Origin of the sequence: Bacillus mobilis, assembly GCF_001884045.1 — a bacterium.
Taxonomy (GTDB): Bacteria; Bacillota; Bacilli; order Bacillales; family Bacillaceae_G; genus Bacillus_A; species Bacillus_A mobilis.
The window spans coordinates 40,409-63,551 of the sequence record NZ_MACF01000090.1 but is presented as its reverse complement, the minus strand read 5'-3'; the positions used below and the strand labels follow the sequence as shown (position 1 = coordinate 63,551).

25 protein-coding genes, 1 riboswitch and 1 other annotated feature are annotated in these 23,143 nt (G+C 34.8%); of the genes, 9 read left to right on the top strand and 16 right to left on the bottom strand.

Going from position 1 to position 23,143, the window contains the following annotated elements:
* A partial coding sequence (locus BAQ44_RS29730) for a Gly-Xaa-Xaa repeat protein (protein ID WP_116758374.1) occupies positions 1-500 on the top strand: 500 nt, incomplete at its 5' end.
* Positions 501-695: 195 nt separating this feature from the next.
* The gene (locus BAQ44_RS16145) at positions 696-1,124 is read left to right on the top strand and encodes a hypothetical protein (RefSeq protein ID WP_071722392.1); all 429 of its coding nucleotides are present in this window, start codon (positions 696-698) and stop codon (positions 1,122-1,124) included.
* Positions 1,125-1,219: 95 nt separating this feature from the next.
* Here BAQ44_RS16145 and BAQ44_RS16140 read toward each other — a convergent pair whose 3' ends face one another.
* The gene (locus tag BAQ44_RS16140) at positions 1,220-3,262 is read right to left on the bottom strand and encodes a transglycosylase domain-containing protein (RefSeq protein WP_071722390.1); all 2,043 of its coding nucleotides are present in this window, start codon (positions 3,260-3,262) and stop codon (positions 1,220-1,222) included.
* A gap of 312 nt (positions 3,263-3,574) precedes the next feature.
* On the opposite strand from BAQ44_RS16140, the gene BAQ44_RS16135 reads away from it, so the two are divergent.
* The 3 genes from BAQ44_RS16135 to BAQ44_RS16125 all read left to right on the top strand — a co-directional run bounded on the left by BAQ44_RS16135 (position 3,575) and on the right by BAQ44_RS16125 (position 6,123).
* Positions 3,575-4,195 carry a DUF47 domain-containing protein gene (locus BAQ44_RS16135; RefSeq protein WP_000231446.1) on the top strand — a complete coding sequence of 207 codons (621 nt, stop codon included), beginning with the start codon at positions 3,575-3,577 and terminating at the stop codon, positions 4,193-4,195.
* Positions 4,196-4,206: 11 nt separating this feature from the next.
* Entirely contained in the window at positions 4,207-5,205 is a 999-nt protein-coding gene (locus BAQ44_RS16130; RefSeq protein WP_061680306.1) for an inorganic phosphate transporter, read from the top strand.
* 117 nt (positions 5,206-5,322) lie between these two features.
* Positions 5,323-6,123 carry a sulfite exporter TauE/SafE family protein gene (locus BAQ44_RS16125; protein ID WP_000455763.1) on the top strand — a complete coding sequence of 267 codons (801 nt, stop codon included), beginning with the start codon at positions 5,323-5,325 and terminating at the stop codon, positions 6,121-6,123.
* A gap of 294 nt (positions 6,124-6,417) precedes the next feature.
* On the opposite strand, the gene BAQ44_RS16120 is transcribed toward BAQ44_RS16125, so the two are convergent.
* Positions 6,418-6,645, bottom strand: coding sequence for a hypothetical protein (locus BAQ44_RS16120; protein WP_061680307.1), 228 nt, complete (start codon positions 6,643-6,645; stop codon positions 6,418-6,420).
* A gap of 170 nt (positions 6,646-6,815) precedes the next feature.
* Here BAQ44_RS16120 and BAQ44_RS16115 point away from each other — a divergent pair, with 170 nt between their 5' ends.
* Positions 6,816-7,328, top strand: a complete 513-nt coding sequence (locus BAQ44_RS16115) for a Crp/Fnr family transcriptional regulator (protein ID WP_000600576.1) — start codon at positions 6,816-6,818, stop codon at positions 7,326-7,328.
* A 30-nt stretch (positions 7,329-7,358) separates the two neighbouring features.
* Here BAQ44_RS16115 and hmpA read toward each other — a convergent pair whose 3' ends face one another.
* From hmpA to BAQ44_RS16100, 3 genes are all read right to left on the bottom strand, one after another.
* Positions 7,359-8,567: an NO-inducible flavohemoprotein gene (hmpA, locus tag BAQ44_RS16110; RefSeq protein ID WP_071722388.1), complete on the bottom strand. Its 1,209-nt coding sequence runs from the start codon at positions 8,565-8,567 to the stop codon at positions 7,359-7,361.
* A gap of 162 nt (positions 8,568-8,729) precedes the next feature.
* Positions 8,730-9,248: a hypothetical protein gene (locus BAQ44_RS16105; RefSeq protein WP_071722386.1), complete on the bottom strand. Its 519-nt coding sequence runs from the start codon at positions 9,246-9,248 to the stop codon at positions 8,730-8,732.
* Positions 9,249-9,362: 114 nt separating this feature from the next.
* A complete protein-coding gene (locus tag BAQ44_RS16100; protein ID WP_071722383.1) occupies positions 9,363-10,460 on the bottom strand; it encodes a site-2 protease family protein in 1,098 nt (365 codons plus the stop codon).
* A gap of 150 nt (positions 10,461-10,610) precedes the next feature.
* Here BAQ44_RS16100 and BAQ44_RS16095 point away from each other — a divergent pair, with 150 nt between their 5' ends.
* Positions 10,611-10,808: a hypothetical protein gene (locus tag BAQ44_RS16095; protein ID WP_001053353.1), complete on the top strand. Its 198-nt coding sequence runs from the start codon at positions 10,611-10,613 to the stop codon at positions 10,806-10,808.
* 85 nt (positions 10,809-10,893) lie between these two features.
* Here the strand turns inward: BAQ44_RS16095 and BAQ44_RS16090 are convergent, their stop codons facing one another.
* The gene (locus BAQ44_RS16090) at positions 10,894-11,745 is read right to left on the bottom strand and encodes a YhfM domain-containing protein (RefSeq protein ID WP_063261786.1); all 852 of its coding nucleotides are present in this window, start codon (positions 11,743-11,745) and stop codon (positions 10,894-10,896) included.
* A gap of 245 nt (positions 11,746-11,990) precedes the next feature.
* Positions 11,991-13,538: an SSO2105 N-terminal domain-containing protein gene (locus BAQ44_RS16085; protein WP_071722381.1), complete on the bottom strand. Its 1,548-nt coding sequence runs from the start codon at positions 13,536-13,538 to the stop codon at positions 11,991-11,993.
* 206 nt (positions 13,539-13,744) lie between these two features.
* On the opposite strand from BAQ44_RS16085, the gene BAQ44_RS16080 reads away from it, so the two are divergent.
* Entirely contained in the window at positions 13,745-14,521 is a 777-nt protein-coding gene (locus tag BAQ44_RS16080) for a class I SAM-dependent methyltransferase (protein ID WP_071722378.1), read from the top strand.
* A 39-nt stretch (positions 14,522-14,560) separates the two neighbouring features.
* Here the strand turns inward: BAQ44_RS16080 and BAQ44_RS16075 are convergent, their stop codons facing one another.
* Entirely contained in the window at positions 14,561-14,770 is a 210-nt protein-coding gene (locus BAQ44_RS16075; RefSeq protein ID WP_061678630.1) for a hypothetical protein, read from the bottom strand.
* A gap of 272 nt (positions 14,771-15,042) precedes the next feature.
* Positions 15,043-15,301, top strand: a binding site (T-box leader).
* Positions 15,302-15,357: 56 nt separating this feature from the next.
* On the opposite strand from BAQ44_RS16075, the gene brnQ3 reads away from it, so the two are divergent.
* Positions 15,358-16,713 carry a branched-chain amino acid transport system II carrier protein BrnQ3 gene (gene brnQ3, locus BAQ44_RS16070; protein WP_071722376.1) on the top strand — a complete coding sequence of 452 codons (1,356 nt, stop codon included), beginning with the start codon at positions 15,358-15,360 and terminating at the stop codon, positions 16,711-16,713.
* Between the two features lie 23 nt (positions 16,714-16,736).
* On the opposite strand, the gene BAQ44_RS16065 is transcribed toward brnQ3, so the two are convergent.
* The 8 genes from BAQ44_RS16065 to BAQ44_RS16030 all read right to left on the bottom strand — a co-directional run bounded on the left by BAQ44_RS16065 (position 16,737) and on the right by BAQ44_RS16030 (position 23,122).
* Complete coding sequence (locus tag BAQ44_RS16065; protein ID WP_116758376.1) at positions 16,737-17,075, bottom strand: DUF3922 domain-containing protein; 339 nt, start codon at positions 17,073-17,075, stop codon at positions 16,737-16,739.
* Positions 17,076-17,131: 56 nt separating this feature from the next.
* On the bottom strand, positions 17,132-17,764 hold the full coding sequence (locus tag BAQ44_RS16060) for a response regulator (protein WP_000598709.1): 633 nt from the start codon (positions 17,762-17,764) through the stop codon (positions 17,132-17,134).
* Positions 17,761-18,816 (bottom strand): sensor histidine kinase, encoded by a 1,056-nt coding sequence (locus BAQ44_RS16055; protein WP_000744332.1) that lies wholly within the window; start codon positions 18,814-18,816, stop codon positions 17,761-17,763. The genes BAQ44_RS16060 and BAQ44_RS16055 overlap by 4 nt, the downstream gene beginning before the upstream one ends.
* On the bottom strand, positions 18,816-19,556 hold the full coding sequence (gene liaF, locus BAQ44_RS16050) for a cell wall-active antibiotics response protein LiaF (protein WP_000716092.1): 741 nt from the start codon (positions 19,554-19,556) through the stop codon (positions 18,816-18,818). The genes BAQ44_RS16055 and liaF overlap by 1 nt, the downstream gene beginning before the upstream one ends.
* A 106-nt stretch (positions 19,557-19,662) precedes the next feature.
* On the bottom strand, positions 19,663-20,325 hold the full coding sequence (locus BAQ44_RS16045; protein WP_061678633.1) for a PspA/IM30 family protein: 663 nt from the start codon (positions 20,323-20,325) through the stop codon (positions 19,663-19,665).
* A 56-nt stretch (positions 20,326-20,381) separates the two neighbouring features.
* Positions 20,382-20,738, bottom strand: a complete 357-nt coding sequence (locus BAQ44_RS16040; RefSeq protein ID WP_071722374.1) for a lmo0954 family membrane protein — start codon at positions 20,736-20,738, stop codon at positions 20,382-20,384.
* Positions 20,739-20,966: 228 nt separating this feature from the next.
* Positions 20,967-22,283 carry a Na+/H+ antiporter NhaC family protein gene (locus tag BAQ44_RS16035; protein WP_061678634.1) on the bottom strand — a complete coding sequence of 439 codons (1,317 nt, stop codon included), beginning with the start codon at positions 22,281-22,283 and terminating at the stop codon, positions 20,967-20,969.
* Positions 22,284-22,377: 94 nt separating this feature from the next.
* A riboswitch (SAM riboswitch) is annotated at positions 22,378-22,483 on the bottom strand.
* A gap of 120 nt (positions 22,484-22,603) precedes the next feature.
* The gene (locus tag BAQ44_RS16030) at positions 22,604-23,122 is read right to left on the bottom strand and encodes a ribonuclease FAU-1 family protein (protein WP_071722372.1); all 519 of its coding nucleotides are present in this window, start codon (positions 23,120-23,122) and stop codon (positions 22,604-22,606) included.
* Between the last annotated feature and the right edge of the window lie 21 nt (positions 23,123-23,143).

Here is a 23,143-nt window from a genome sequence, read left to right as displayed (position 1 = left end):
CTACTGGTGCTCAAGGACCGGCTGGCGCTCAAGGTGCTACTGGTGCTCAAGGACCGGCTGGCGCAACAGGTGCTACTGGCGCAACAGGACCAGCGGGTACTCCAATTCCTGTAACTATCGCGGCAATCGGAAACTCAAATCCACAAACTATATCACCTGGAACAAACATCCAATTCAATCAAGTTTTTGAATTAAATAATATCACTTTCAACGATACTTCAGATACTTTAACAATTTTAGAAACAGGCGTATATGATATTAGTTTCTCAGCATCTACAACTTTCCCAGGATCTTCACCATTTGGATTCGGTATTTCATTCAATGGCCAACCACCTACTCGTAATTTCTCAACTAACGTTATTGGTAGTGCTGTTTCGTTCTCTACAATCGTTACTTTACAAGCTGGTACAACGATTGCTGTACAGCCTACAGCAAACACTATTTCTATTCCTAACACAGGCGATACAACTGCAACACTATCAGTATTCCGAATTTACTAATTTTCACTAAATAAGCATATTTATAATAATATGTATCGTTTTACCGTGCATTAAATCTCTCTTTATATAGAAAGGAGCACTTATTTGGGAGGATAAGTGCTCCTTCTTTACGTTTCTTTACCTCAAATTTACTCTACCTTAATCCTCATTTTGTATGATAAATAGTGAAGTCAAAGATATGAAAGAGGGATGAAAATGAGAGTTATGTCACTAATACGCATTTGGTTCGCTCTTATGGTATGCATTATTTTATGTGTAGGATTTTTTTTAACTCTAAAATATTCCACTATATCAAAAGCAGAGAGAAAAACCGTTCCATACAAACTTTTGTATACAAAACAAAGCAACATCCCTTATTCCAATGCAACACATAATGAAAAAAAAGTTATAACAGGAATGCTTATTACGAAAGCTTCTAGTTCCGAAGCATTACTTCAAATTGCTGAAACGATTAAAGATCAATATACAAATAAAAAAATCGATGAAATTACACTTTCTATCCACAATGAAAATAATGGTAATTACGAAGAAGAATTACCTTACGAACCTATTAGTAAAGGAAAAATAACCGTCACATACGATTCCGAATCCTTTGGCAGTACGAACATTATACTTAACGAATAGTAACTAGTAAGGAGAAAGGAGAATTTCAACCGTTTAAAATTTCATTTTGTTTTTCATACGAAAAAGAGGCGAATTTCGTTATTCGCCTCTTTCTTTTACCAAAATGAAGGGATCCATTCTTTCACTTTATCAATCCACTCTTGTTGCTCTTTTTTTCTTTGTTGTTCCTCTTCTTTCCTTCTCTTCTCTTCTTCTTTTCTTCGTTTTTCCTCTTCTATTGTAGTCAATTGTTTTTTATAATCAGCCTCAGATATGAGTGATAACTGGAATGCTTTTTGAGCTGGATTGGTATTCGCTTTTTTCATAATATCCCGGAACATTGTCGTCGTAATTTGACTTCCCCCCGGAACATAATGATCACTATCTGTTTTATCATACCCTACCCAAATCGCACCTACTAAATCTGGTGTGTATCCAACAAACCATGAATCCTTTGCACCGGTGCTTGGTCCATTTACAATTTGAGTCGTTCCTGTCTTACCTGCCGTATCAACATTATTAACTTTCGCCTTTTCGCCCGTGCCCTTTTCGACAACACCTTTTAATAAATATGTCATCTTTTGAGCAATTTTCTCGCTCGTCACCCGGGTCTCTTTCTTATACCACTTTCCAATCGTTTCACCTTCAGCATTTTGTATCTCCCTAATCGCATGAGCTTCCACTTGAACACCGTCATTTGCAAATGTACTATACGCTTGGGCCATTACAAATGGCGAGGTCCCAACATGCATCCCGCCCAAAGCAATCGGATATGTACGATCTTCTGGCACTAATGGAATACCAAAACGCTCTAAAGATTTCAAACCTTTATCCAATCCAATTTGCTCTAATAACCAAACAGCGGAAACATTGTACGACTTTGCCACAGCTTCATACATCGTCACATCACCGTGAAAAGTATGATCGCTATTTTGTGGTTTATATTCTTTAATATTAAATGGTTCATCTTTTAATATATCGTATACTTCATACCCTTGCTCTAACGCTGGTACATATACAGCCAAAGGCTTTAGCGTTGAGCCCGGTTGTCTTTTCAATTGGGTTGCATGGTTAAACTGTAAAAACTGATACGGCCCTCTGCCTCCAACTAAAGCTGGTACACCACCTGTTTTTGGATTCATAAGAACTACACCCGTTTGCATAAGCTGATCTGAGCCACTATCTTTGAAATAACTATCATTATTCACAACATCTTCCACAGCCTGTTGTTTTTTCGGATCAAGCTCTGTATAAATACGATAACCACCCGCTAAAATTTCATTTTGTGTTAATTCGTACTTGTCCATCGCTTCTCTAACAATATAATCTACATATTGAGAGTATTTCCCCTTGTATTTATCATCCACACCACGTTTTAACACAAGACCGCTCTCTTTTTCTTTATTATACTGTTCGTCAGAAATGTATCCTTGCTCTTTCATTAAGCTTAAGACGACGTTACGTCTTTCAATTGACTTGTTAAAGTTTTTATAAGGCGAATAGGCAGACGGTGCTTTAATCAATCCAGCAATCGTTGCAGCTTCTGAAGCTGTTAAATCTTTTACATCTTTATCAAAATAAGATTTAGCTGCCCTTTTTATCCCCCAAGCTCCTTCACCAAAATAAATTTGATTCATATACATTTCAATAATTTCATCTTTCGTATACGTACGCTCTATTTTTTTTGTTAAAAAATATTCCTTTATTTTTCGAGAGTATGTGCGGTCTTGTGTCAGAAATACGTTTTTCGCAAGTTGTTGTGTAATTGTACTGCCCCCTGCTACAACTTCTCCTGCTGTAATATTTTTAAAAACTGCACTTATAATTCCACTATAGTAAATACCGTGATGGTTAAAAAATTCCTTATCTTCTACTGCAACAATTGCCTGAACCATAATGTCAGGAATATCTTTCCTTTTAACACCTTCTGTTTTAGAGGAAGCTAATTTAGTCGCAACTTCATTATTTGCATCATAAATTAAAGTCGGTTGCGGAACAGCTTGTTTTAATTCAGATATGTCTTGAATGGAAATTATTATATTTATAGCAATAAATAGAGTAGCAAGTAAACTTCCTAATACAATTAATGAATTACGAAGTTTCTTCCTCTTATTGAACCACTCCTGCATTTTTTTTAAGTGAGTGTTCTTCAATTTCATTCGTTCACTTCCTTCGTTTGTTTACACTCTTCTTTTCAAAAGGAAGAATATACCTCCTTTTAAATTTATTATAATAACGTAGTCTTTCCTGTAGTGTAAAGCTTTTCTTTCACATTCATACTTTTTGCAAGAAAAGGACATTCTACAAGTAAGATATTCAATATTGATTATTAATATTATTAATACAACAATGAGAGTTATGTTAAGTTTTTGTAAACTTTTCGATAAAATGTTTTAAAAAACGACAGTTTTTTGTTAGAATTGACTAGCCAATATATTTTACATATATTACTTTTGTGGGGGTAACTAATAATGGTATTTAAATCAAAAAAAGATAAATTTTCTGAAATGTTAATGAATGTTTCAGAAAATTTAAAAGAAGGCGCGCAGTTTTTCGTGGAGTATAAAATTAAAAATGCTAGCGATTTAAAAGAGTTTTCTATGCGCATGAAAGAGTATGAGTCAAAAGGTGACTCATTTATTCACGAAATCATTATGGAGCTAAACAAAGCGTTTATTACTCCAATTGAACGTGAGGACATCCTACAACTTGCAATGAGTATGGATGATGTATTAGACGGATTAGATCATAGTGCTGGTCTATTCGAAATGTATTCTATTACAGAAGCTGATGAATACATGATTAAATTCGTTGAAGCAATTAATCAATGTGCGATTGAGATTGCAAATTCTGTTGAACTACTGTCTAAAAAGAAGTTAGTCGACATTCGTACGAACGCGATTAAGATTAAGGATTACGAATCACAATGTGATGATATTCGCCGTCATGCGATTAAGCACTTATTCTCTCGTGAGAAAGATCCGATTAAAATTATTCAATACAAAGAGATTTACGAAGAGCTTGAAGAAGTAGCGGATAGCTGCCAAAGCGTTGCAAACGTATTAGAAACAATTATTATGAAGAACGCGTAAGGAGTTTGATCATGGATACACTCTTGTTACTGACCGTTTTAGTAGTCATTTGCGCTTTAGCTTTTGACTTTATTAATGGATTTCACGATACAGCAAATGCTATTGCAACGGCTGTTTCAACGAAAGCTCTAAAGCCTAGACATGCAATTATTATGGCAGCTATTATGAATTTTTTAGGTGCGATGACATTTACAGGTGTAGCAAAAACGATTACAAAAGATATCGTTGATCCATTTGCCTTGCAAAATGGTTCTCTTGTAATTTTAGCTGCTTTACTTGCGGCAATAGCATGGAATTTGATCACTTGGTACTACGGTATTCCAAGTAGTTCTTCGCATGCAATCATTGGCTCAATCGCAGGTGCAGCTATCGCTGCGGCCGGTATTAGCTCATTAAATCTTAAAGGATTCATAAAAATTCTTGAAGCTTTAATCATTTCGCCAATTATCGCTTTTGTTATTGGTTATATCGTATACAGTATATTTAAAGTAGTCTTTAAAAACTTTAATTTAACGAAGACGAACAAAAACTTCCGTATATTCCAGATTTTCACTGCTGCATTACAAGCTTATACACATGGTACAAATGATGCGCAGAAAGCAATGGGAATCATTACGATGGCTCTTATGGCTAATAGCTATCATACTTCTAGCGACATCCCGTTCTGGGTACAATTATCTTGTGCGATTGCAATGGGTCTTGGTACTTCTGTCGGTGGATGGAAAATTATTAAAACTGTCGGTGGACAAATTATGAAAATTCGTCCTGTAAATGGTGTAGCTGCCGATTTATCATCATCACTTGTTATTTTCGGTGCAACATTCATTCACTTACCAGTTAGTACGACGCACGTTATCTCTTCTTCTATTTTAGGGGTTGGTGCTTCTCATCGTGTAAAAGGTGTAAAATGGGGAACTGCAAAACGCATGTTAATTACTTGGGTTATCACACTTCCTATTTCAGCTTCTTTAGCTGCTTTATTCTACTCTTTATTACACTTAATCTTTTAATCAAAAGTCGTCTTCCTTATTTTTCTAGGAAGACGACTTTTTTGTGAACAAACCTTTTTCTTATGAAAAAGCGTGTATAATAATTGGTGGATAAGTTATATAGAGGAGTTGGCAATTTTGGAATACATCATGTTACTTTTCATCGGGCTAATCGCCGGGACAGTCGGGAGTCTAGTCGGGCTTGGTGGCGGAATTATTATTGTTCCGTTATTAATCGGATTACACAGTCTATCACCACAACTTGCAGTAGGAACTTCAATGGTAACAGTCGTTTTCACAGGACTATCTTCCACCCTTACTTATATGAAGCATAAACGAGTAGATTACAAAAGTGGACTTATTTTATTTATCGGGAGTGGCCCTGGTGGTATCATCGGCTCGTGGGCAAACAAATTTTTAAACCAAGATACATTTTCTTTATATTTTGGGATTTTCCTTATTTTTGTCTCCATTCTTCTTATGTTACGAGACAAATTAAACCCTCTTTCTTTATCAAATATGACGGTAATTAAACGTTCTTTTACCGATAACGAAGGAAACACTGTACACTATCAATTTCCACCGCTTCTCGCTATCTTTATCGCCTTTATAGTTGGTTTTATATCTGGGTTATTTGGAATTGGTGGCGGTGCCTTACTTGTTCCAGCAATGATGCTGCTTTTTGCATTCCCAGCACATATCGCTGTAGCAACTTCGATGTTTATCGTATTTCTATCAGCCATTGTAAGTTCTGCAACGCACATCTCCCTTGGAAATGTCAGCTGGATTTATGCGTTAATTCTTATTCCTGGTGCATGGATTGGCGGAAAAATCGGGGCTTATATCAATACAAAATTAAGTGGTAAAGCCGTAATTAATTTATTACGTATCACATTAATTATTCTCGGGACTAGATTAATTATTACTTCTTTTTTATAACGTGTTCTTTTTAGAATACGTTTTTTTTTATACACATGAATATAAAAATCCTCCTAAGAGAACAAATAAAATTAAACAAACACATAATAGCATATAATTTGAAATATGTACTTTCTTCAAGTTGACCACTCCTATAACTGCGACTGTTATCTTTATGATAGCGAAAAAATAGTTTACTTGCAGTTACAAAGTGCTAACAATGCAAAATCATTTATTACAAATTTTATCCTTATATTTCATTTCTTTGTATATTCTATCGGTTTAATAAAAAAAGATGTCATATTGACATCTTTTTTAATGAAGAAGTGACCATCCCATAAAATCCTCATGTACTTGGCACGCCCTCTTATCGTTTCGATCATATAATTCGGCATAACTATCGGTTTCTTCATCATAAGCCATCGTATAAATAATTTGGCCATCTACTTCAACGGATAATACGACTCCACCTTTCATCTCTTCTACATGAATGGTAGCATTCGCCGGAATTCTCATATCCGTCATTTTTATCGCATCTAACAATATACTAAACCCCCTACAGCGTATTCATTGCTAGTACTATTACACACTAAATAGTATACTACTGTAATAGCATACATTTCGTCAATGAAATTGCTGTCTAAATAGCATATTGTCTTTATACATATACGCTACAATAAAAGAAATAGAAATGTTTAAATGGGGGGCTAACATTGATTCTACACAAAGGAGATGTACTATTCCGTCAAGGCGAGGACGGTCCTTTATATTTTATAAAAACAGGCTTATTAAAAGTAGTAAGGATCGAAGAAGATGGAACACCATTTTTATTCAACATTATTGTTCCAGGTGAAACGATACCTCACCATTCTTTAATTTCACCGAAGGAGTATCACGGTACAGCAATCGCTTTAATGAAAACAGAAGTTGAACCTATCATTAGTAGTGAATGGTACGATCAACTTCAGGCAAATCCCGCATCATACGCAAATATTGCTATGCAATTACAATCAAAATTAAGAATGATGCAGCAGCGTATCGATCAATTGACAACCGTCTCTCCGAAAGAACGTCTTCATCGTTTACAAGAATGGTTCACACTATATTTAGGTGACATTCCTATATATGAAATCTTAACGCAAACTGAAATCGGCCAACTGATTGGTATACGCCGTGAAACGGTAAATCGACTATTACGAGAACAAATAAAAAACGAGGTAAAATAATACCTCGTTTTTCGCTTATTCAAATCCACCTTATTGTAAGCTTGCTGCTGGACCGAAAAATTCATAATGAATATGCTCTTGTTTCACACCTAAATCAGTTAGTGCAGCATTTATATGTTTCATAAATGGTACGGGACCACAGAAATAAAATTCTGCTTCTGTTGTCGGGATAATAGTTTTTAACCATTCAGCTTCAATGAAGCCTTCTTTATCAAAATTCTTCATTTCCAAATCTTTTTCAGTTGGTGCAGAATAGCAAGTGTATGCTTTAACTTGTTCATATTCATTATCTACTGCCTCAACGTGTTCTTTCATTGCATGTGTATTACTATTTATCGCCGCATGAACAAAACATACATTACGTTTTGAGTCTTGTTCAATTAACGTATTTAGCATACTCATCATCGGAGTAATACCTACTCCACCACTAATTAGTACAACTGGTAAAGTTGAATCCATATTTAATACGAAATCTCCTGCTGGTGCACTTACCGGTAACATATCGCCTTCTTTTACATGATCATGTAAGTAGTTAGATACTTTACCATCCGGTGTATCTACACCTTTTTCTTTCTTTACACTAATACGATAATATTCTTTTCCAGGAGCATCTGATAAGCTATATTGACGATTATGTGTATATGTTTCACCTTCGATATTTATTTGAATCGTTACATATTGTCCTGGGATGAATGCAGAAACTTTCCCGCCATCTTCAGGTTTTAAATAAAATGACGTAATAACATCGCTTTCCTTTACTTTTTTAACAACTACAAAGTTACGGAAATCTTTCCATCCACCTTCTTTATGTGCCGCTTCTTCATACATCTCTGCTTCAATGCTAATGAATGCATCAGCAATGACACCATAAGCTTCTCCCCATGCATTTAAAACTTCATCAGGTGCACCTGCAACCTCTTTAATTGCGCGTAGTAAACATGTACCTACAATCGGGTAATGCTCCGCTTTAATACCTAAACTTCTATGCTTATGACCAATTTGTTTTACAACTGGAATAATAGCTTCTAAATTATCAATGTACGTTGCAGCTGCATAAACAGCATTTGCTAGCGCTTGTTGTTGTCTTCCCTTTTTCTGATTTGTATGATTGAAAATATTCAATAACTCCGGATGTTCCGAAAATAAAATTTCATAAAATCTCGTTGTAATTTCAACGCCTTTTTCTTGTAATAATGGTACTGTTGACTTTACGATTTCAATTGTTTTTGCACTTAACATTGTATCCCACTCCTCTATTTCCTTAACTGTTTTTAGTTTAACTGAATTGTATAGTACATATTGTGATTTTAATCACTATTCACACGGTGTTTTTGTGAAAAATATATGAACATTGCACTTACAAAAGAAAATAAGCCAACTAGAATGCTAGCTAGCTTATTATTATTTGGACTGTATCGCTTGTTCAATTACCCTTATATCTTTCCCATATCCAAACTCTGTATACCCCCAGATATTCGTTTCACCTCTATATTTATTTACGATAATATCCAAGTCATGGTATACACGATGTGCATAAACTACATACTCAATATTTTGAAGTTCCACACCTTTTTTTACAATTTCATAACTTCTATTTACATCGCGTTTTAATTTTCCATTCTTTATTTCCGTATGTATATTTTTTAAAGATGGTTCTTGTTGTTGAAACCATTGTTTCAATTGGTTCCAGTCCCCTTCTGTATAATTCTCTGCTTTACCATAATTTAAGAAATTATTATAACTTTCATGTGTCATACGAATAAAATCCAGTACTTTTGTCTCTTCTTGTACATCTTCTATTTGAGCTATCGTCTTTACCTCAGCAGGCTTATTCGCATAATGTAACAGAACTTTCATAAGACTATAACTCGCAATGATCATCACGATAATAATCCCAAAAATACTTAACAATTTTTTCATATACAGAACCCCTTCTCTACTAGAGATATTACAATGTAGTACTATACTTGTAGCATTCTCTCGTAGAAATCTAATTCCTGTATAAATTCTTCCTATCATTTCGACAATATTTTTCTAGACATTCCTCGTTGGCAAATGTTCTTGTAAAACCATATACCCTTCATAAGCTGTGTAACCGAGTATAGCCATTAATCCGATATAACAAGCAAATACCGTCCATTTCGTTTTCATATCCACTTTATAATAGTTTTCCTGTTGACTCTTTTCTGTATTCCATTCCTGTAATTTTCTTTCTGACATTTCAAATGCTTCTCTTATATGAATTGTATGTGTTTCTTTTTCCTCTTCATATGGAACATAATCAAGTGGCTCAAACTTTGGTAAAAGGTACTCTAACACTTCAATTTTTTGAAGTTCTCCTGTTTTTAATTCTTTCTCTCTTTCTTTTTGTCTTAATACATTTATTTCATGTTGCATCATATATATATTCCGATGCACTGCACCCGTTTCTTTTAACTCCTCTTCAAGCCTTGCAACATATTCTTTCATTCCATCAATTCTATATCCTAATTCCTTAATCGGCTCATCTCGCTTTATTACTCTATATAATTCCATACAGCCGATAATAACAATAAATCCTCCCAAAATACTTTTAAAGTAAATGGAATAACCGAGCAATACAATAAGACCTGCTCCCCAAATCTTTGTACTTACAACTGAGATAATTCGTCCACCATCTAATGGAGAAACTGGGATCAAGTTAAAAAAGTTAATCATACTTCCAAGCAAAATAATTAATGCCCAAAATGGCTCTTTCGTTATTATATAAAGTGGAATTGCAGGTAAAAATGATACCAATCCGAAAAGGGGCCCCATATAGGCGATGTAAGCTTCATCTTTCGCATTTTTCGGCATCTCTTTCATCCCAATAAGAGCACCCATAAATGGAATAAATATTGCTGGTGATGTTGGTATACCTTTTCTTTTCGCAGCCCATAAATGGCCCATTTCATGGATAAACAACAAATAAATGAGCGCTACTCCAAATTTCCAACCATATATAACTGCGTATGCACCAAGTGATAGAAACATACTAAATACTGTTGAAAACTTTGCTAATTTAAAAATTGCAAATACCCACTTTAACTTAGAAAGTAAAAATAAACCTATGGCAACAATAATTCCCCATAATCCTTTTTTATTATTTTTCATATTCCTCTCCTTTATCTCTCATTAATGAATCATATTTATTCATTAAAGCTGGTTCTTTCTCTATTATGACATATTTTTTTCTATCGTTAGAAATAATGTTTATTTAATCCATTTTTAGCCAAAAATATAAATAAAAGGAGGTGTATACAAATGAATTTACAATCTCTCATAATAGGCGCTCTATCGTTTTTAGCTTCAACTCTTATTTTTTATACCGTTAGCTACGTATTATTATTAGATTTGTTGCCAAATCACGTATTTATTGCTTTAATCATCCTCTCCGCTCTTATGATTTCTTTTCTTATTACACGAAAATCAATGAATGAGCCATCTGCAAAAGCAAAGTAATAGAGAGGGGACTCCCCCTCTCTATTATCATTTCCTAGGAAAGGCCGTATAGACTTTACATTCATCCCGTAATTAAAGTTTCACTTTATCTTTGTAAATTCATTTTTTCACCATACTCTTTAACAATTTGAATGATATTTTGAAAAACACCTATTTTCTCTTTTTTACTATTTAATATTTTCAAATCGTAATTTTCATAATATGTTTCTAATGCCTTTAATTGTGATTCTGAAGCATCTTTTACCTGCACAGTAGCATGCAATTCATACTGTTTATACCCTTCCTTTACCTTTTCTCCTAAAATTTTTTCACTCTCTTTTGCTCCAATTAATTTTTGAACTTTTTCTGGGAAAATGACTTGCAAATAATATTCTTGTTCCTTCTCTAACTTGTTGTATAGTGATTGTGAAATCGTATACCGTACCGTATAATTCACTTTTTGATCACCTGCTTTAATATGAAACGCGGTTATCTGCAAATCTTTTTTTGTTACTTCCGTTAAAGTACCTGCCTGCATCTCATCTTCTTTTTGTTCTGAAACATTTGGAAATATAGCTAACAGCTTTTCCGTATCTTGTTTATTTAGCATGTACATAGCGTTCTTATATTGTAGCCATCCTCGTCTATCTTCTCCTCTTAGCCATGCATAATAGATTTCTTTTTTTCCATCTCTACTAATTTGCAGTTCATATTCCGGCTCACCAAAACTACCTGTTACGTCTTGTTTTTCCGCTTTATCTATAATATCTATTACTAACTTAGCTTCTGATTCCTGTAACTTTTTCTCTTTACCTTTTTTTTGTATAACGGTTACCCCTATTGTTTCTCTCACTTCATTCACCGTCTCTTCTACTTTTTTTGTTTCTTTTTTTTGCTCAACTTGACTACAAGATGCTAGTAACATAGCAAACAACAACATTACATATTTCCTTTTCAACTTAATCCTGGTTTAAAATTCTTATAAAAATCTATAAATTGTTGGCGAACCAAGTCAAATGCCAACTACCGAAAAGGAATCTCACCTTTTTCCTGTCCGTAAGCGTTGTGACCTTTTCATCCACCTATTGTGAAAGAATGACGGCAGGTTCCTGTTAGGAACGATCTGTCCTTGCATACTACCATTCATCCAAGTCAGTAGTATGCAAGAGGTTATAAGAAATAAACCAGTACCCCCCTTCTCATTTAAATTTTAAATACGAATTGTTGATTGCTCATATAAACAGTTTTGTGAAGAATGCTCCACAATTTCCAATTGTGATATTCTTTCCACGTTTGAATTGTTTGTAACCATTTTTTATATACTTTTTGCGTATTCTTTTTACTTTCTTCCATGGAAGCAACAAGAATACGCAGTTTTGTTGTAATTTGTTTTTTTAATAATAATATAATCTCTTTTGGTAATTGTTCTTGCAATTCTAATCCACGTCTTGCGATCGTGAAGGCGGCTGCTTCATGAACGCTAATACCGAAATTTTTACTGTATTTTAATTTTCCAATCACACTTGTATAAGCGGGGTTTACTGTTTTAACAGAAAATCCGTTACAAAGAGACATACGAATTAAACTGTTCAACATCTTTTTATACGTAAATTGATGCAAATTACGATTACTGTATTTATCAGTATCATGAGATTGTTGAAACTTTAAATCTTCTAAAACAATTCCACCTACATTGTTTTCCAACAACCATGTTTTAATTTGTTGTACGATTTGTCCAATTATCGTGGCGCGTTTATTTGTTGAAAACGCATTCAGATTGTGTAGATAAAAATTTTTTGACCCTTTAAAATTACCTTGTTTTGTACATAAACTAACTGCAATGCGGTCCGGATTTACATCAATTCCTGCAATTACATCTGATTGTGGTGTTTCCTTGAAATCTAGTACACGACCTATTTCTGTTTCATCAAACGAAATATTTACATAAAATTCATTTTGTTTACGAATGATTTCTACACTATATTTTTGATGCTCTATAATCGGTTTTCCTTTTGGATTTACACCGAGTTGCTTTCCCATAACGACATTTGTGATTTGATGATAAAAATGATATGGAATGATAATCGGAACTTTGATTCGTGGGCTTTTTGTTTTTCCATTTGTTCGTCCTAATGGATTTGCAATTTCTAACCATCCTTGCCCACAGTCATCAACTGTAATGCGCATGTTCAAATTCCCTTTTTTGCTTTTATCTCCACGAGAATATAATTGTCGTGTCCGCAAATCTTTCCATTCTTGATTGGATATCTTGTTTTTCATTCTTTCATAGAAATTTTTCCGCCCACCAAAAATAATAGGAGGTAATGTTTTATTTTTAATATGTTTTGCATACATTTCAATTTTTTGTTCTAATTTTTGTTTTCGTTTTCTTAAGCCAATTAAACAAGTTTCTAATGCAACTTGTTTAGGTCTTTTTTTGCCGCGCTCATAATCATCTATTTTTTGTAACGTCTTTTCTAACTTTTTTTGATTGTTTTCTAGGTAAACAGGAAGAAGTTCTTTTTGAGAGAAAAGGATCGTTTGCGCTTGTAAAATCGCATCTTCACAAAAACGTTTATTTAACAAATATTTAGGTTGTAGTTTTTTTATCAATTCTTTCTCGTTTTCGCCCTCAATCAAACGATTAAAACTATATCGTTTTGCACTTTCGAACGTACGGATCAAAGTAATTAAAGCTTCCGTTTGTTCTTTTGTAATAGAATTGATTTTACAAGTACGTGTTGTTTTCATCCTTTCCCCCCCCTTTTCATCACCTGAAAATATTATAGGTTGAATTCTGTAAAATATAAAACCTGTAATTGTAAATTTTTATAGATTCTTATTTACTGTTATTACCTCCCTTTACAATAAGAAATCCTTATACTCTTCATACAAAAAACAAAAACGTGACACACTATAAAATACGCTATACTAAGCATTGAAAGGAGGTCTTTTTCATGTCCATTAATTTTCACGATGCAAATAATAAATACACATACGCACAGCGAAACGCCCATATTTCTTGGGGTGAAATGATCAAAAGTATTACAAATATACAAAACAAGCAAATAATCGATATCGGCTGTGGTGGCGGTATTTATACGAAAGAACTCGCCTTTATGGGAGCAAAAAGTGTTGTTGGGCTTGATTTTTCAAAAGAAATATTACAGGCAGCAAAAGAAAATTGTAGCGGTTTTCCAAACATTTCTTTCATTCATGGTGATGCACATAGCGTCCCATATCCTAATGAAACATTCGACATTGTGATTTCGCGCGCAGTGATTCATCATTTACAAGACATTCCTACATTTCTAAGTGAAGCTTCTCGTATATTAAAGAAAAACGGTGTACTCATTGTACAAGACCGCACCATTGAAGATTGTACAATTCCAGGAAGCCCCGAACACATTCGTGGGTATTTTTTCTCCATCTTTCCAAAACTTATTGAAATAGAAGCAAAAAGGAGACCAAAAACCACCACGATACAACAAGAATTACAAAAATATTTTCTTCACGTGTTTCCCACTCAAACACAATGGGAAGTACGCAAAATACATGATTCTGTAGAAGCATTGTTACAAGATTTATCACCTCGAACAGGTCGATCCATTCTATACGAATTAACAGATCATGAGCTTTCTCAACTTCTACAACAGGTCCAGACCGCCTTACAAAACACCTCTCCTATCATTGAAAGAGATCGGTGGACAATTTGGAGTGCCATGAAATTGTAAGGAAGGAAGCCTCACAAAATAATGTGAGGCTTCCTTCTTTCATAATCTAATTTTGCAACACTCTTGATACCCTCCACTTCTGGCCTGTGCACTTCCACACTTCGGACATACTAAATATCTAGACTGACTTGTCAACAAACTACCTTTTTGAAAGAGTAAAACTTCTGCTTGTTTAAACGAACGCGAATAATATAACCACATAAAACCAATTATAGCAATAATGCCAAATAATACTCCCATCGCAAGCATTTCAGTCACCTCTTTTGGTTTGTTCTTTCCAGCAAGTGGATTGTTGTATTATTCTCTGTAAATTTAAACAATACCTTCTTTACTCCTATAAATATCAACTTTCTCTACAATTTTTACAATTCTCTACAAATTTTTACTCCCGTTTTACAATCCAACATTCCCTTCACATCAACGAATATCACATTGAATACTTCCGTATGTAAATATGCCTTTCAAAAAATATATTGACTTTCAAAAAAAAACATGCAACAATACTGTCAGAATACTTGAATAAAAATTCATTGACGAGAACGAGTACGTTATAGGACTGTCCCCCAGAGAGTTGGCGAATTGCTGAAAGCCAACGTTCAGTGCGTAGCCGAAAATCATCTCCGAGAAGTAGAACCGAATGTTACAGTAAGTTCTTACCGGCTGTCCACCGTTACAAGGAACACGTATCATGTTGTACGTTGTAAAGCCGTATACATATAGACTCATTTCTACATGTATAAATTAGGGTGGTATCGCGGGTAAATATAACTCGTCCCTTTCTTTAGGGACGAGTTTTTTGTGTTCTTACAAATGAATTTAAAAAAGGAGGAAAAACAATGAACACTGTATCAAAAAAACACATTTTTTTCACGGGTCTTATGCTATTTTCTTTATTTTTTGGGGCAGGTAATTTAATTTTCCCTCCCATGCTTGGACAAAATGCAGGTGAAAATTTTTGGCCGGCAATGATTGGATTTTTACTAACAGGAGTTGGTTTACCCTTATTAACTGTTATTGCAATTTCTTTATCAGGAAACGGTATGCAACAACTCGCAAGTCATGTTCACCCATTATTCGGAATTTTCTTTACTGTAGTTGTATACATCGCAATCGGTCCTTCTATGGGAATTCCACGTGTTGCGAATGTCGCTTATGAAATGGGCGTTAGTTCCTTCTTACCAGAAACAATTCGCTCTAGTAACCTAGCACTATTTTTATATACGGTCGTCTTCTTCGCTATCGTATTTTGGCTTAGTTTAAATCCATCCAAACTTGTCGATCACATCGGAAATATATTAACACCTATTTTATTACTTTCTATTTTCTTATTATTTGTTAAAAGTGTATTTACACCACTCGGGCAATCTGGACCAGCAATGCAAGAGTATCAAACTTCTCCAATCTTCAAAGGCTTTATGGAAGGATACTTAACGATGGATACCATTTCTGCGCTTGCATTTGGAATTATCGTTGTAAATGCCATTCGCTCTAAAGGTGTAAAAGATCGTAAATCCATTGCCATCGCAACAGCGAAAGCAGGATTTATTGCCGCTACTGGTCTCGTACTTGTATATGGTGCACTTGGCTGGCTCGGTGCAACTAGCGTCTCTCTCGGATATGCAAAAAACGGAGGACAATTACTTACTGTTATCGTACAACAATTATTCGGTCCATACGGTTTACTGCTATTATCTCTTATCGTTACACTCGCTTGCTTAACGACATGCGTTGGACTTGTATCTGCATGTAGTCAGTATTTCTCAACCTTATTAACTACATTTTCATACAAAATGTTCGCGAGCATCATTTGTGCATTAGGATTATTAGTTGCCAACTTAGGATTAACAAAAATTATCGCCATCTCTGTTCCAATTCTACTTGTTGTATATCCAATTGCAATTGTTCTTGTTCTACTATCATTACTTCATAAATATTTCGGTGGATATCGCTCTGTTTATGTAGGTGCTTTAATTGGAGCAGCATTCGTAAGCGTATTTGATGGATTAAAACAAGGTGGTATTTCAGTTTCATTTATCACTCCATATTTTGAATTCATCCCTTTATATAATGAAGGAATCGGCTGGCTCATACCAGCATTAGCCGGAGCTCTTATCGGCCTTATAATCGCTAAGTTAAGCGGTGCGAAAAAAGTGCCCTTACTAAACGAATCTCATGAAGTAAAAGCATCCTAAAAAAACTCCCTTTCGGGAGTTTTTTACATTTGAAAAGCAGTATGGTTAAAACTACTTATTTTATAAGCTTTCGTATAATAGTCGATATTTGTATCCACTGTTTCTACTTTGACAACATCGTAGCAATCTTCTTGTTTCACTAAAAATAAATAGTACTCTTCTGTCGCCTCAACAATTGCAATTTTATCTGTTTCCACATTATATTTTTCACAAAGCGCTTGCAATGCGTTCACATAATCCCCTAATTTTTTAGACTTATCCATGCCAAATATAGTTTGAACTAACATATACATTCTCCCCTTTGTATGTACTGTTAACAACTTAATGATAACGCTTACATTAATTAACGTCAATAAAAAGATTTGGCACAAACTAATAAGCAGTGGAGATAACCCCCACTGCCTAAAGTTTCACTTTATCATTTCGTCAATTGATGTCTAAACGCATAAATAACCGCCTGCGTACGATCACTTACATTTAATTTATTTAATATATTACTTACATGTGTCTTTACCGTTTTAAGTGCAATAAATAGCTCATCCGCAATCTCTTGATTACTTTTCCCCTCTGCAATTAATAACAAAATTTCAGACTCTCTTTCTGTTAACTCCTCATGCAAAGGTTGTTCTTTCTTCTGACGCATACGAGACATCATTTTACCAGTAACTTTTGGCTCTAATACCGTTTCTCCATCATAAGTAGCTCGTACAGCGTCTGCTATATCACTCGCTCTTGATGTTTTTAATAAATAACTAGTCGCTCCCGCCTCAATAACAGGATACAATTTCTCATCATCTAAAAAGCTCGTTACAACTACAATTTTCGCTTCTGGCCATTCCTGAATAATAGCACGTGTTGCTTCAACCCCATCCATCTCGTCCATGACAAGGTCCATCAAAATAATATCTGGTCTTAATTGCAAAGCTAACTCTGAACCTTTTCTTCCATTTTCAGCTTCTCCAACTACTTCAATATCTGGTTGCGTTGATAAATATGCTGATACACCCATTCGAACCATTTCATGATCATCAACTAATAATACTTTTATCATGACTCTCCCCCTCTCTCAATCATAATCGGTACTTTCACTTCTATTTGTGTACCTTTATTTGGAAAACTAAGTACTTTTAATGTACCACCAATTTCATGAACTCGCTCTTGCATTGATCTTAAGCCATACGAACCAGCTTTATTAACCCCTACTTTAAAACCGACACCATCATCAATAATTTTCAATATTGCATATTGCTCAATTTTGCGTAGACGTACTTCCGTTTTCTTTGCTTTCGCATGCCTTAAAGTATTAGACAGCGCCTCTTGTACAATACGGAATAAATGATCTTCTACACCCTTTTTTAATTGAATTGGTTCAATTAACCATTCAATTTTCATATGTTGCTTTCTAGACAGTTCTGTTAATAATTCTTCTATACCCTCTGTTAGTTTCTTGCCTTCTAACTGCACTGGGCGTAGATGAAGAAGCAATGCTCTCATTTCTGACTGTGCATTTACAACCATATTTTCAACAAGCTGCAACTGCTTTTTCGTCATTTCTGGAATTTCAGCTACTTGTTCATTAATAGCCGACATCATCATTGACATTGCAAAAAGCTGCTGACTTACAGAATCATGCAGCTCCCTCGCTAATCGATGCCTTTCCTGGGAAATCGCTTCTTGTCTCATCTCTTCATTCCAATGAGCTCGTTCATTCGTTACTTTTTGAAAGAGTCCAGCTTGCTCCTCTAATCGACGAGCCAAAACGATTACTTTTCGTTCCACTTCATGAAATTCATCATCTGCCGTAAACGAAACATCGCTCGGAAAATTCCCTCGCTCTACTTCAAATAGAAACGTATTTAATCCTTGTATACGCTGCTCTATATAGTAACCGATTGCATATCCTACAATTCCCCCAATAAGTAAACTTGTAGTCATAATAAACAAGCCAATTGGAACAGAAGCGATGGATTCCTTCCATAATAAATCATACACTTGTTGCTCGCTTTTCCATACATATACAATTGTACAAATAAGTGCGATACTCACAGAGGACAACATAGAATAACGAATATACATCCACGAAATATTTTTTTGTTTTTTCATTATACTTTCCTCACTTCCGTATCGCCTACGACAAGCGAAGAAATAATTTTAATACGACGAGGAGCCTCTTTATACTGCTCTGTTCTAAATGTAACATTGCGGTTAAATCCTGTTTCTTCATGACCTGGCAGAAGCACACGTCCGACAAGAACAGAATGATTTAAAGACAGTTCAATATCATATGGCACATATAAACGGATATTACCAACGACACCGCGAATAACAATTACCGTCTCCCCTTCTGGGATCATAGCAGTTGTTAAATCTATTTCCACATCACAAGCACCATATTGAACATTAATATCCTCAAGTTCATAAATATGATCCATCATTCGTATATTCCCTACAAACATATTTTTTAAATACGGTTCTGTACGATATATTTGCTTCTCTTCGTCTATAATCCCTTTTTCTTTAATTTCAACCTTCATTGCTTTTTGCTGATGTCCTTGTTGAATCAGTTGATAACCAATTAAAGCTAAACAAGCAAATACGACAAGAACAAATGCTGCTGAAGAAAATAAGAAGAATAAAAATACGATACCACCAACAAATAAAAATACATTTCCCCGTACGTAACGATTCTTTTTACGATAATGCCTTCCAAACATAAGCATAATAAATGCAAAAATGAGACCACCTGGTTCAAAATGTCCAAGTATCATATCAAGAAAAAGACCGAATCCAAATATGATGAGGAGCATCCCCATTAATTGTGTTTTTGAAAAATGCTTCTTCATTTCAGCTCCCCCCTTCTTTTCACATATACATAGAAGAAAAGGCATTGCTTTCCAACACCTTTTCTCCTATCACTATATCATAAGCCTGTTTTATAATATACTACTATTATTTTGTTAACTCTTTCGTTAACGATACATCATTCTTTTCTTTCATTTCACGCTCAAGCTTTGCAATCTTCATATCAAATGTGTCACGTTCATGCTCCTCATTTATACGAGTTTCTAAGTCACGAATATGATCATCAATTTCTTCAAAACGTAAGAACGGATTGTTTTCATCCATTTTATGCATCGCTGTATTCATACGACGATTTGCATGTGCCATATTTTCACGCGCCATTAGTTCCATACGCTTTGCGTGCATTTCTTTTAATTTGTTTTTCATTTCAGAAAGACGACGCTCTAATTCATCGATTTGCTCTACAACACCTGCATACATTTCTTCTAAACGAGTTACTTGCCCTTCATAATAAGCTACTTCTTCTAATGCACGTTCGTGTAACTGTAATTCGCCTGCTTCTTGAGCGATGATAGCCTGTTTTGATCTTTTATTAACGAAATAACGTGCTTGCTCAAGCTCACGAGCGAAATTAGATTTTAATGTTTTATGACGCTGAATTAACTTCTCAATTTTTGTTGTTTCACGCTCACTATCGCGTAAATATTGGTTTAACATAGCGATTGGATTTTTTCTTTCTTTCTCATCTAACACATTATGAAAATCTGCTAAAATTGCATCGCGTACACGTCCGAATAAAGATTGTTTCATTATAATCTTCCTCTCTTCTACTTTATAAATTTAATTTGATTTTTATTATTTTTTTATTAGTTTTTCATTAACTTGTTCCACTCATCTTCAAAGTTGCTATATGGTTTAGAACTTTCTGGTGCAGAATTAACAACTACATTTTTTTCTTTTTTCCACTCACGGTATCCGTAGTATAAAACTACTAATGCTGCGATACCGATTAGTGCTGGGGAATGAGAAAGGGCGATGGACAAGCCGATCAAACCAACAATACCCCAAGCTAACTTTCCAAAAAATGATTGTGCTCGCACAAATGATTTATAGCTCCAGTACACAACTCCTGCTCCAATTGCGAACCCTATAATACCAGCAAGACTGCCAAGAGCAATTAAAGCTAAAATACCAGCCGCGATAAACGCTAGAAATTGTTTCATCTTGTGCTTGCCTCCCTTCGATTTGATACTCTTATCTTAACTATTTTTTCATCTTTCCATAACGAGCTTAAGAACCGTTTTTAACTCAGACTTAAGACCGAGTCGCGTTCAGCCTTTTGTAAAAACTACGATTGGATAAGCTGATTCACTTTTTTATCGCACATAAAAAGCCGTACAGAGAATATTCTCTGTACGGCTTTCGTTACGATTCATAAACTTCATTTTTCATTATGCTGTTTTATGATACTCTTTCTTTCCCGTCACTTTAGAAAACCTCGGGAAACCAATTAATATAGAAATGACTCCACATACTCCAACTAAGATTGGATAAAACGCATATGGTAACAATTCAACCGGAGATAACGCCGCAAATCCTGCTGCTGTTAACATTTGGGCACCATACGGAATTAATCCTTGCACACAACATGAGAAAAGATCTAATACACTCGCTGATTTACGAGGATCAATTTCATATTGATCTGCAATGTTTTTCGCAAGTGGGCCTGTAAAGATAATAGAAATCGTATTATTCGCTGTACACATATTCGTCATCCCCACTAAGCCAGCGATACCGAACTCTGCTCCTTTTTTCGAACGAATGTTACGCGTTAAAATATTCATTAAATATTGAATGCCACCATTATATTGAATCAGTTCGACCATACCGCCAATTAAAATAGCAAGTAATACTAACTCCATCATACCGCCCATTCCAGTCGTTACACTTTTAAAGAAACTCTCTAACGTGTAACTTCCATCTAAAAGACCGATAACGCCGGATAATACAGTCCCACCAGTTAACACAATAAGTACATTCCAACCAAGTAGCGCTGTAATAAGTACTCCTGCATACGGTAAAATCTTTATCCAGTCAAAGCTATGTGCTTTAACCTGCGTATCGCTTCCTAAAGTAATGATTACTAATAATACAATTGTAATAATCGCTGCTGGCAATACAATTAAAAAGTTCGTTTTAAACTTATCTTTCATTTCTGTTCCTTGTGAACGTACAGCTGCGATTGTTGTATCTGAAATAAATGATAAATTATCACCAAACATCGCTCCGCCAACAACTGTCGCCATCGTAAGTGCAATTGAGATATCAGTTTGCCCACTAATACCTACAGCAATTGGTGCTAATGCCGCAATTGTTCCCATTGAAGTTCCCATCGCTAATGAAATAAATGCCCCTATAACAAAAATTCCAGCTACGATAAATCCTTGCGGTAAAATGGATAACGCTAAGTTAACTGTAGAATCAACGCCACCCATCCCTTTTGCTGTTTCAGAAAACGCTCCTGCAAGCACAAAAATTAGAACCATAATCATAATATCTGGGTTCCCTGCACCTTTAGCAAATCGTTCTACTTTTACATTAAAACTTTCTTTACGATTCATTGCTAAAGCGACTCCTACAGCAATTGAAATCGCTACAAGTATCGGCAATTTATAGAAATCACCTGTAATAATTCCAGAACCAATAAATAGCGCCAAAAATATCCCAAGTGGTAATAAAGCCAAACCATTTCCTCTCGTTTCTTTCAAAGTACCATCTCTCCCTAGTTTCAACCTTTTTTTAATGAATAACAAAAGACCTCTTCCAATGAGAAGAGGTCTTATACATCTATAAGAAACGCTCTTCTCATCTTTCAAGCACATGCTTGCTGGATTTGGCACAGCACTCTGAAATCGAGTCCGCTGCCGAGGCATCGTAGGGCCAGTCCCTCCGCCTCTCTTTATAAGAAGGTTTCATATTTATTTTTTAATAATAATTTCTTCCCTAACTTTACTCGCTTACAAAACAAAAGTCAATTATTTTTTGTATAGATTTTTTTGGTAATTATGCAAAAATTTGAATACAATAATCATTTTAACTTTTTGATTTCTTCTTCCAATATTGAAATCCAATAAAATTCACTATTTTTTATTTCATCTATGATCCATTTCGTAGTGTACCAAGCTAACTCATACTCTTCTTTTGTAACATCGCCAATTTGATAAGCATCCTCTAGCTCATCTTCATCCAATATATACATTTTACCGTTTGGTAATAACACTACATCTAAATATAAATCATCAAAATAAGGTAAACCACGATCGTCTATTTCATATTCTTTCGCCACATCAATATAATATTGCACTAATTTTTTCTGATCATCTAACATAGCTGTAATCGCAAAGTTTTTCCCGTCTACGAAATATTGAATCCACGTATACTGATTCCCCGCAATACAAAGTTCTTTACCATCATATTCTTTACAACTAGGTTCTCTCACCTTTTTTATTTCCAGTATTCCTAGCATTCCCTCTTCTATTTGCTTAACTGTATAATCTTTCTCTATTAGTCGCTTCCACGAAGAACCGTCACCATATTTACGTTTCATTACGTCCGCTTCCCTTCTATA

What these genes read in the sequence shown, in the direction of transcription:
- BAQ44_RS16060 (WP_000598709.1), bottom strand. Translation starts at nt 17,764, where the DNA reads ATGATAAAAGTATTATTAGTTGATGATCATGAAATGGTTCGAATGGGT.
- BAQ44_RS16100 (WP_071722383.1), bottom strand. Translation starts at nt 10,460, where the DNA reads ATGAAAAATAATAAAAAAGGATTATGGGGAATTATTGTTGCCATAGGT.
- BAQ44_RS16040 (WP_071722374.1), bottom strand. Translation starts at nt 20,738, where the DNA reads ATGAAACAATTTCTAGCGTTTATCGCGGCTGGTATTTTAGCTTTAATT.
- BAQ44_RS16080 (WP_071722378.1), top strand. Translation starts at nt 13,745, where the DNA reads ATGTCCATTAATTTTCACGATGCAAATAATAAATACACATACGCACAG.
- brnQ3 (WP_071722376.1), top strand. Translation starts at nt 15,358, where the DNA reads ATGAACACTGTATCAAAAAAACACATTTTTTTCACGGGTCTTATGCTA.
- BAQ44_RS16145 (WP_071722392.1), top strand. Translation starts at nt 696, where the DNA reads ATGAGAGTTATGTCACTAATACGCATTTGGTTCGCTCTTATGGTATGC.
- BAQ44_RS16045 (WP_061678633.1), bottom strand. Translation starts at nt 20,325, where the DNA reads ATGAAACAATCTTTATTCGGACGTGTACGCGATGCAATTTTAGCAGAT.
- BAQ44_RS16130 (WP_061680306.1), top strand. Translation starts at nt 4,207, where the DNA reads ATGGATACACTCTTGTTACTGACCGTTTTAGTAGTCATTTGCGCTTTA.
- BAQ44_RS16030 (WP_071722372.1), bottom strand. Translation starts at nt 23,122, where the DNA reads ATGAAACGTAAATATGGTGACGGTTCTTCGTGGAAGCGACTAATAGAG.
- BAQ44_RS16095 (WP_001053353.1), top strand. Translation starts at nt 10,611, where the DNA reads ATGAATTTACAATCTCTCATAATAGGCGCTCTATCGTTTTTAGCTTCA.
- BAQ44_RS16105 (WP_071722386.1), bottom strand. Translation starts at nt 9,248, where the DNA reads ATGAAAAAATTGTTAAGTATTTTTGGGATTATTATCGTGATGATCATT.
- BAQ44_RS16085 (WP_071722381.1), bottom strand. Translation starts at nt 13,538, where the DNA reads ATGAAAACAACACGTACTTGTAAAATCAATTCTATTACAAAAGAACAA.
- BAQ44_RS16055 (WP_000744332.1), bottom strand. Translation starts at nt 18,816, where the DNA reads ATGAAAAAACAAAAAAATATTTCGTGGATGTATATTCGTTATTCTATG.
- BAQ44_RS16075 (WP_061678630.1), bottom strand. Translation starts at nt 14,770, where the DNA reads ATGCTTGCGATGGGAGTATTATTTGGCATTATTGCTATAATTGGTTTT.
- liaF (WP_000716092.1), bottom strand. Translation starts at nt 19,556, where the DNA reads ATGAAGAAGCATTTTTCAAAAACACAATTAATGGGGATGCTCCTCATC.
- hmpA (WP_071722388.1), bottom strand. Translation starts at nt 8,567, where the DNA reads ATGTTAAGTGCAAAAACAATTGAAATCGTAAAGTCAACAGTACCATTA.
- BAQ44_RS16135 (WP_000231446.1), top strand. Translation starts at nt 3,575, where the DNA reads ATGGTATTTAAATCAAAAAAAGATAAATTTTCTGAAATGTTAATGAAT.
- BAQ44_RS16140 (WP_071722390.1), bottom strand. Translation starts at nt 3,262, where the DNA reads ATGAAATTGAAGAACACTCACTTAAAAAAAATGCAGGAGTGGTTCAAT.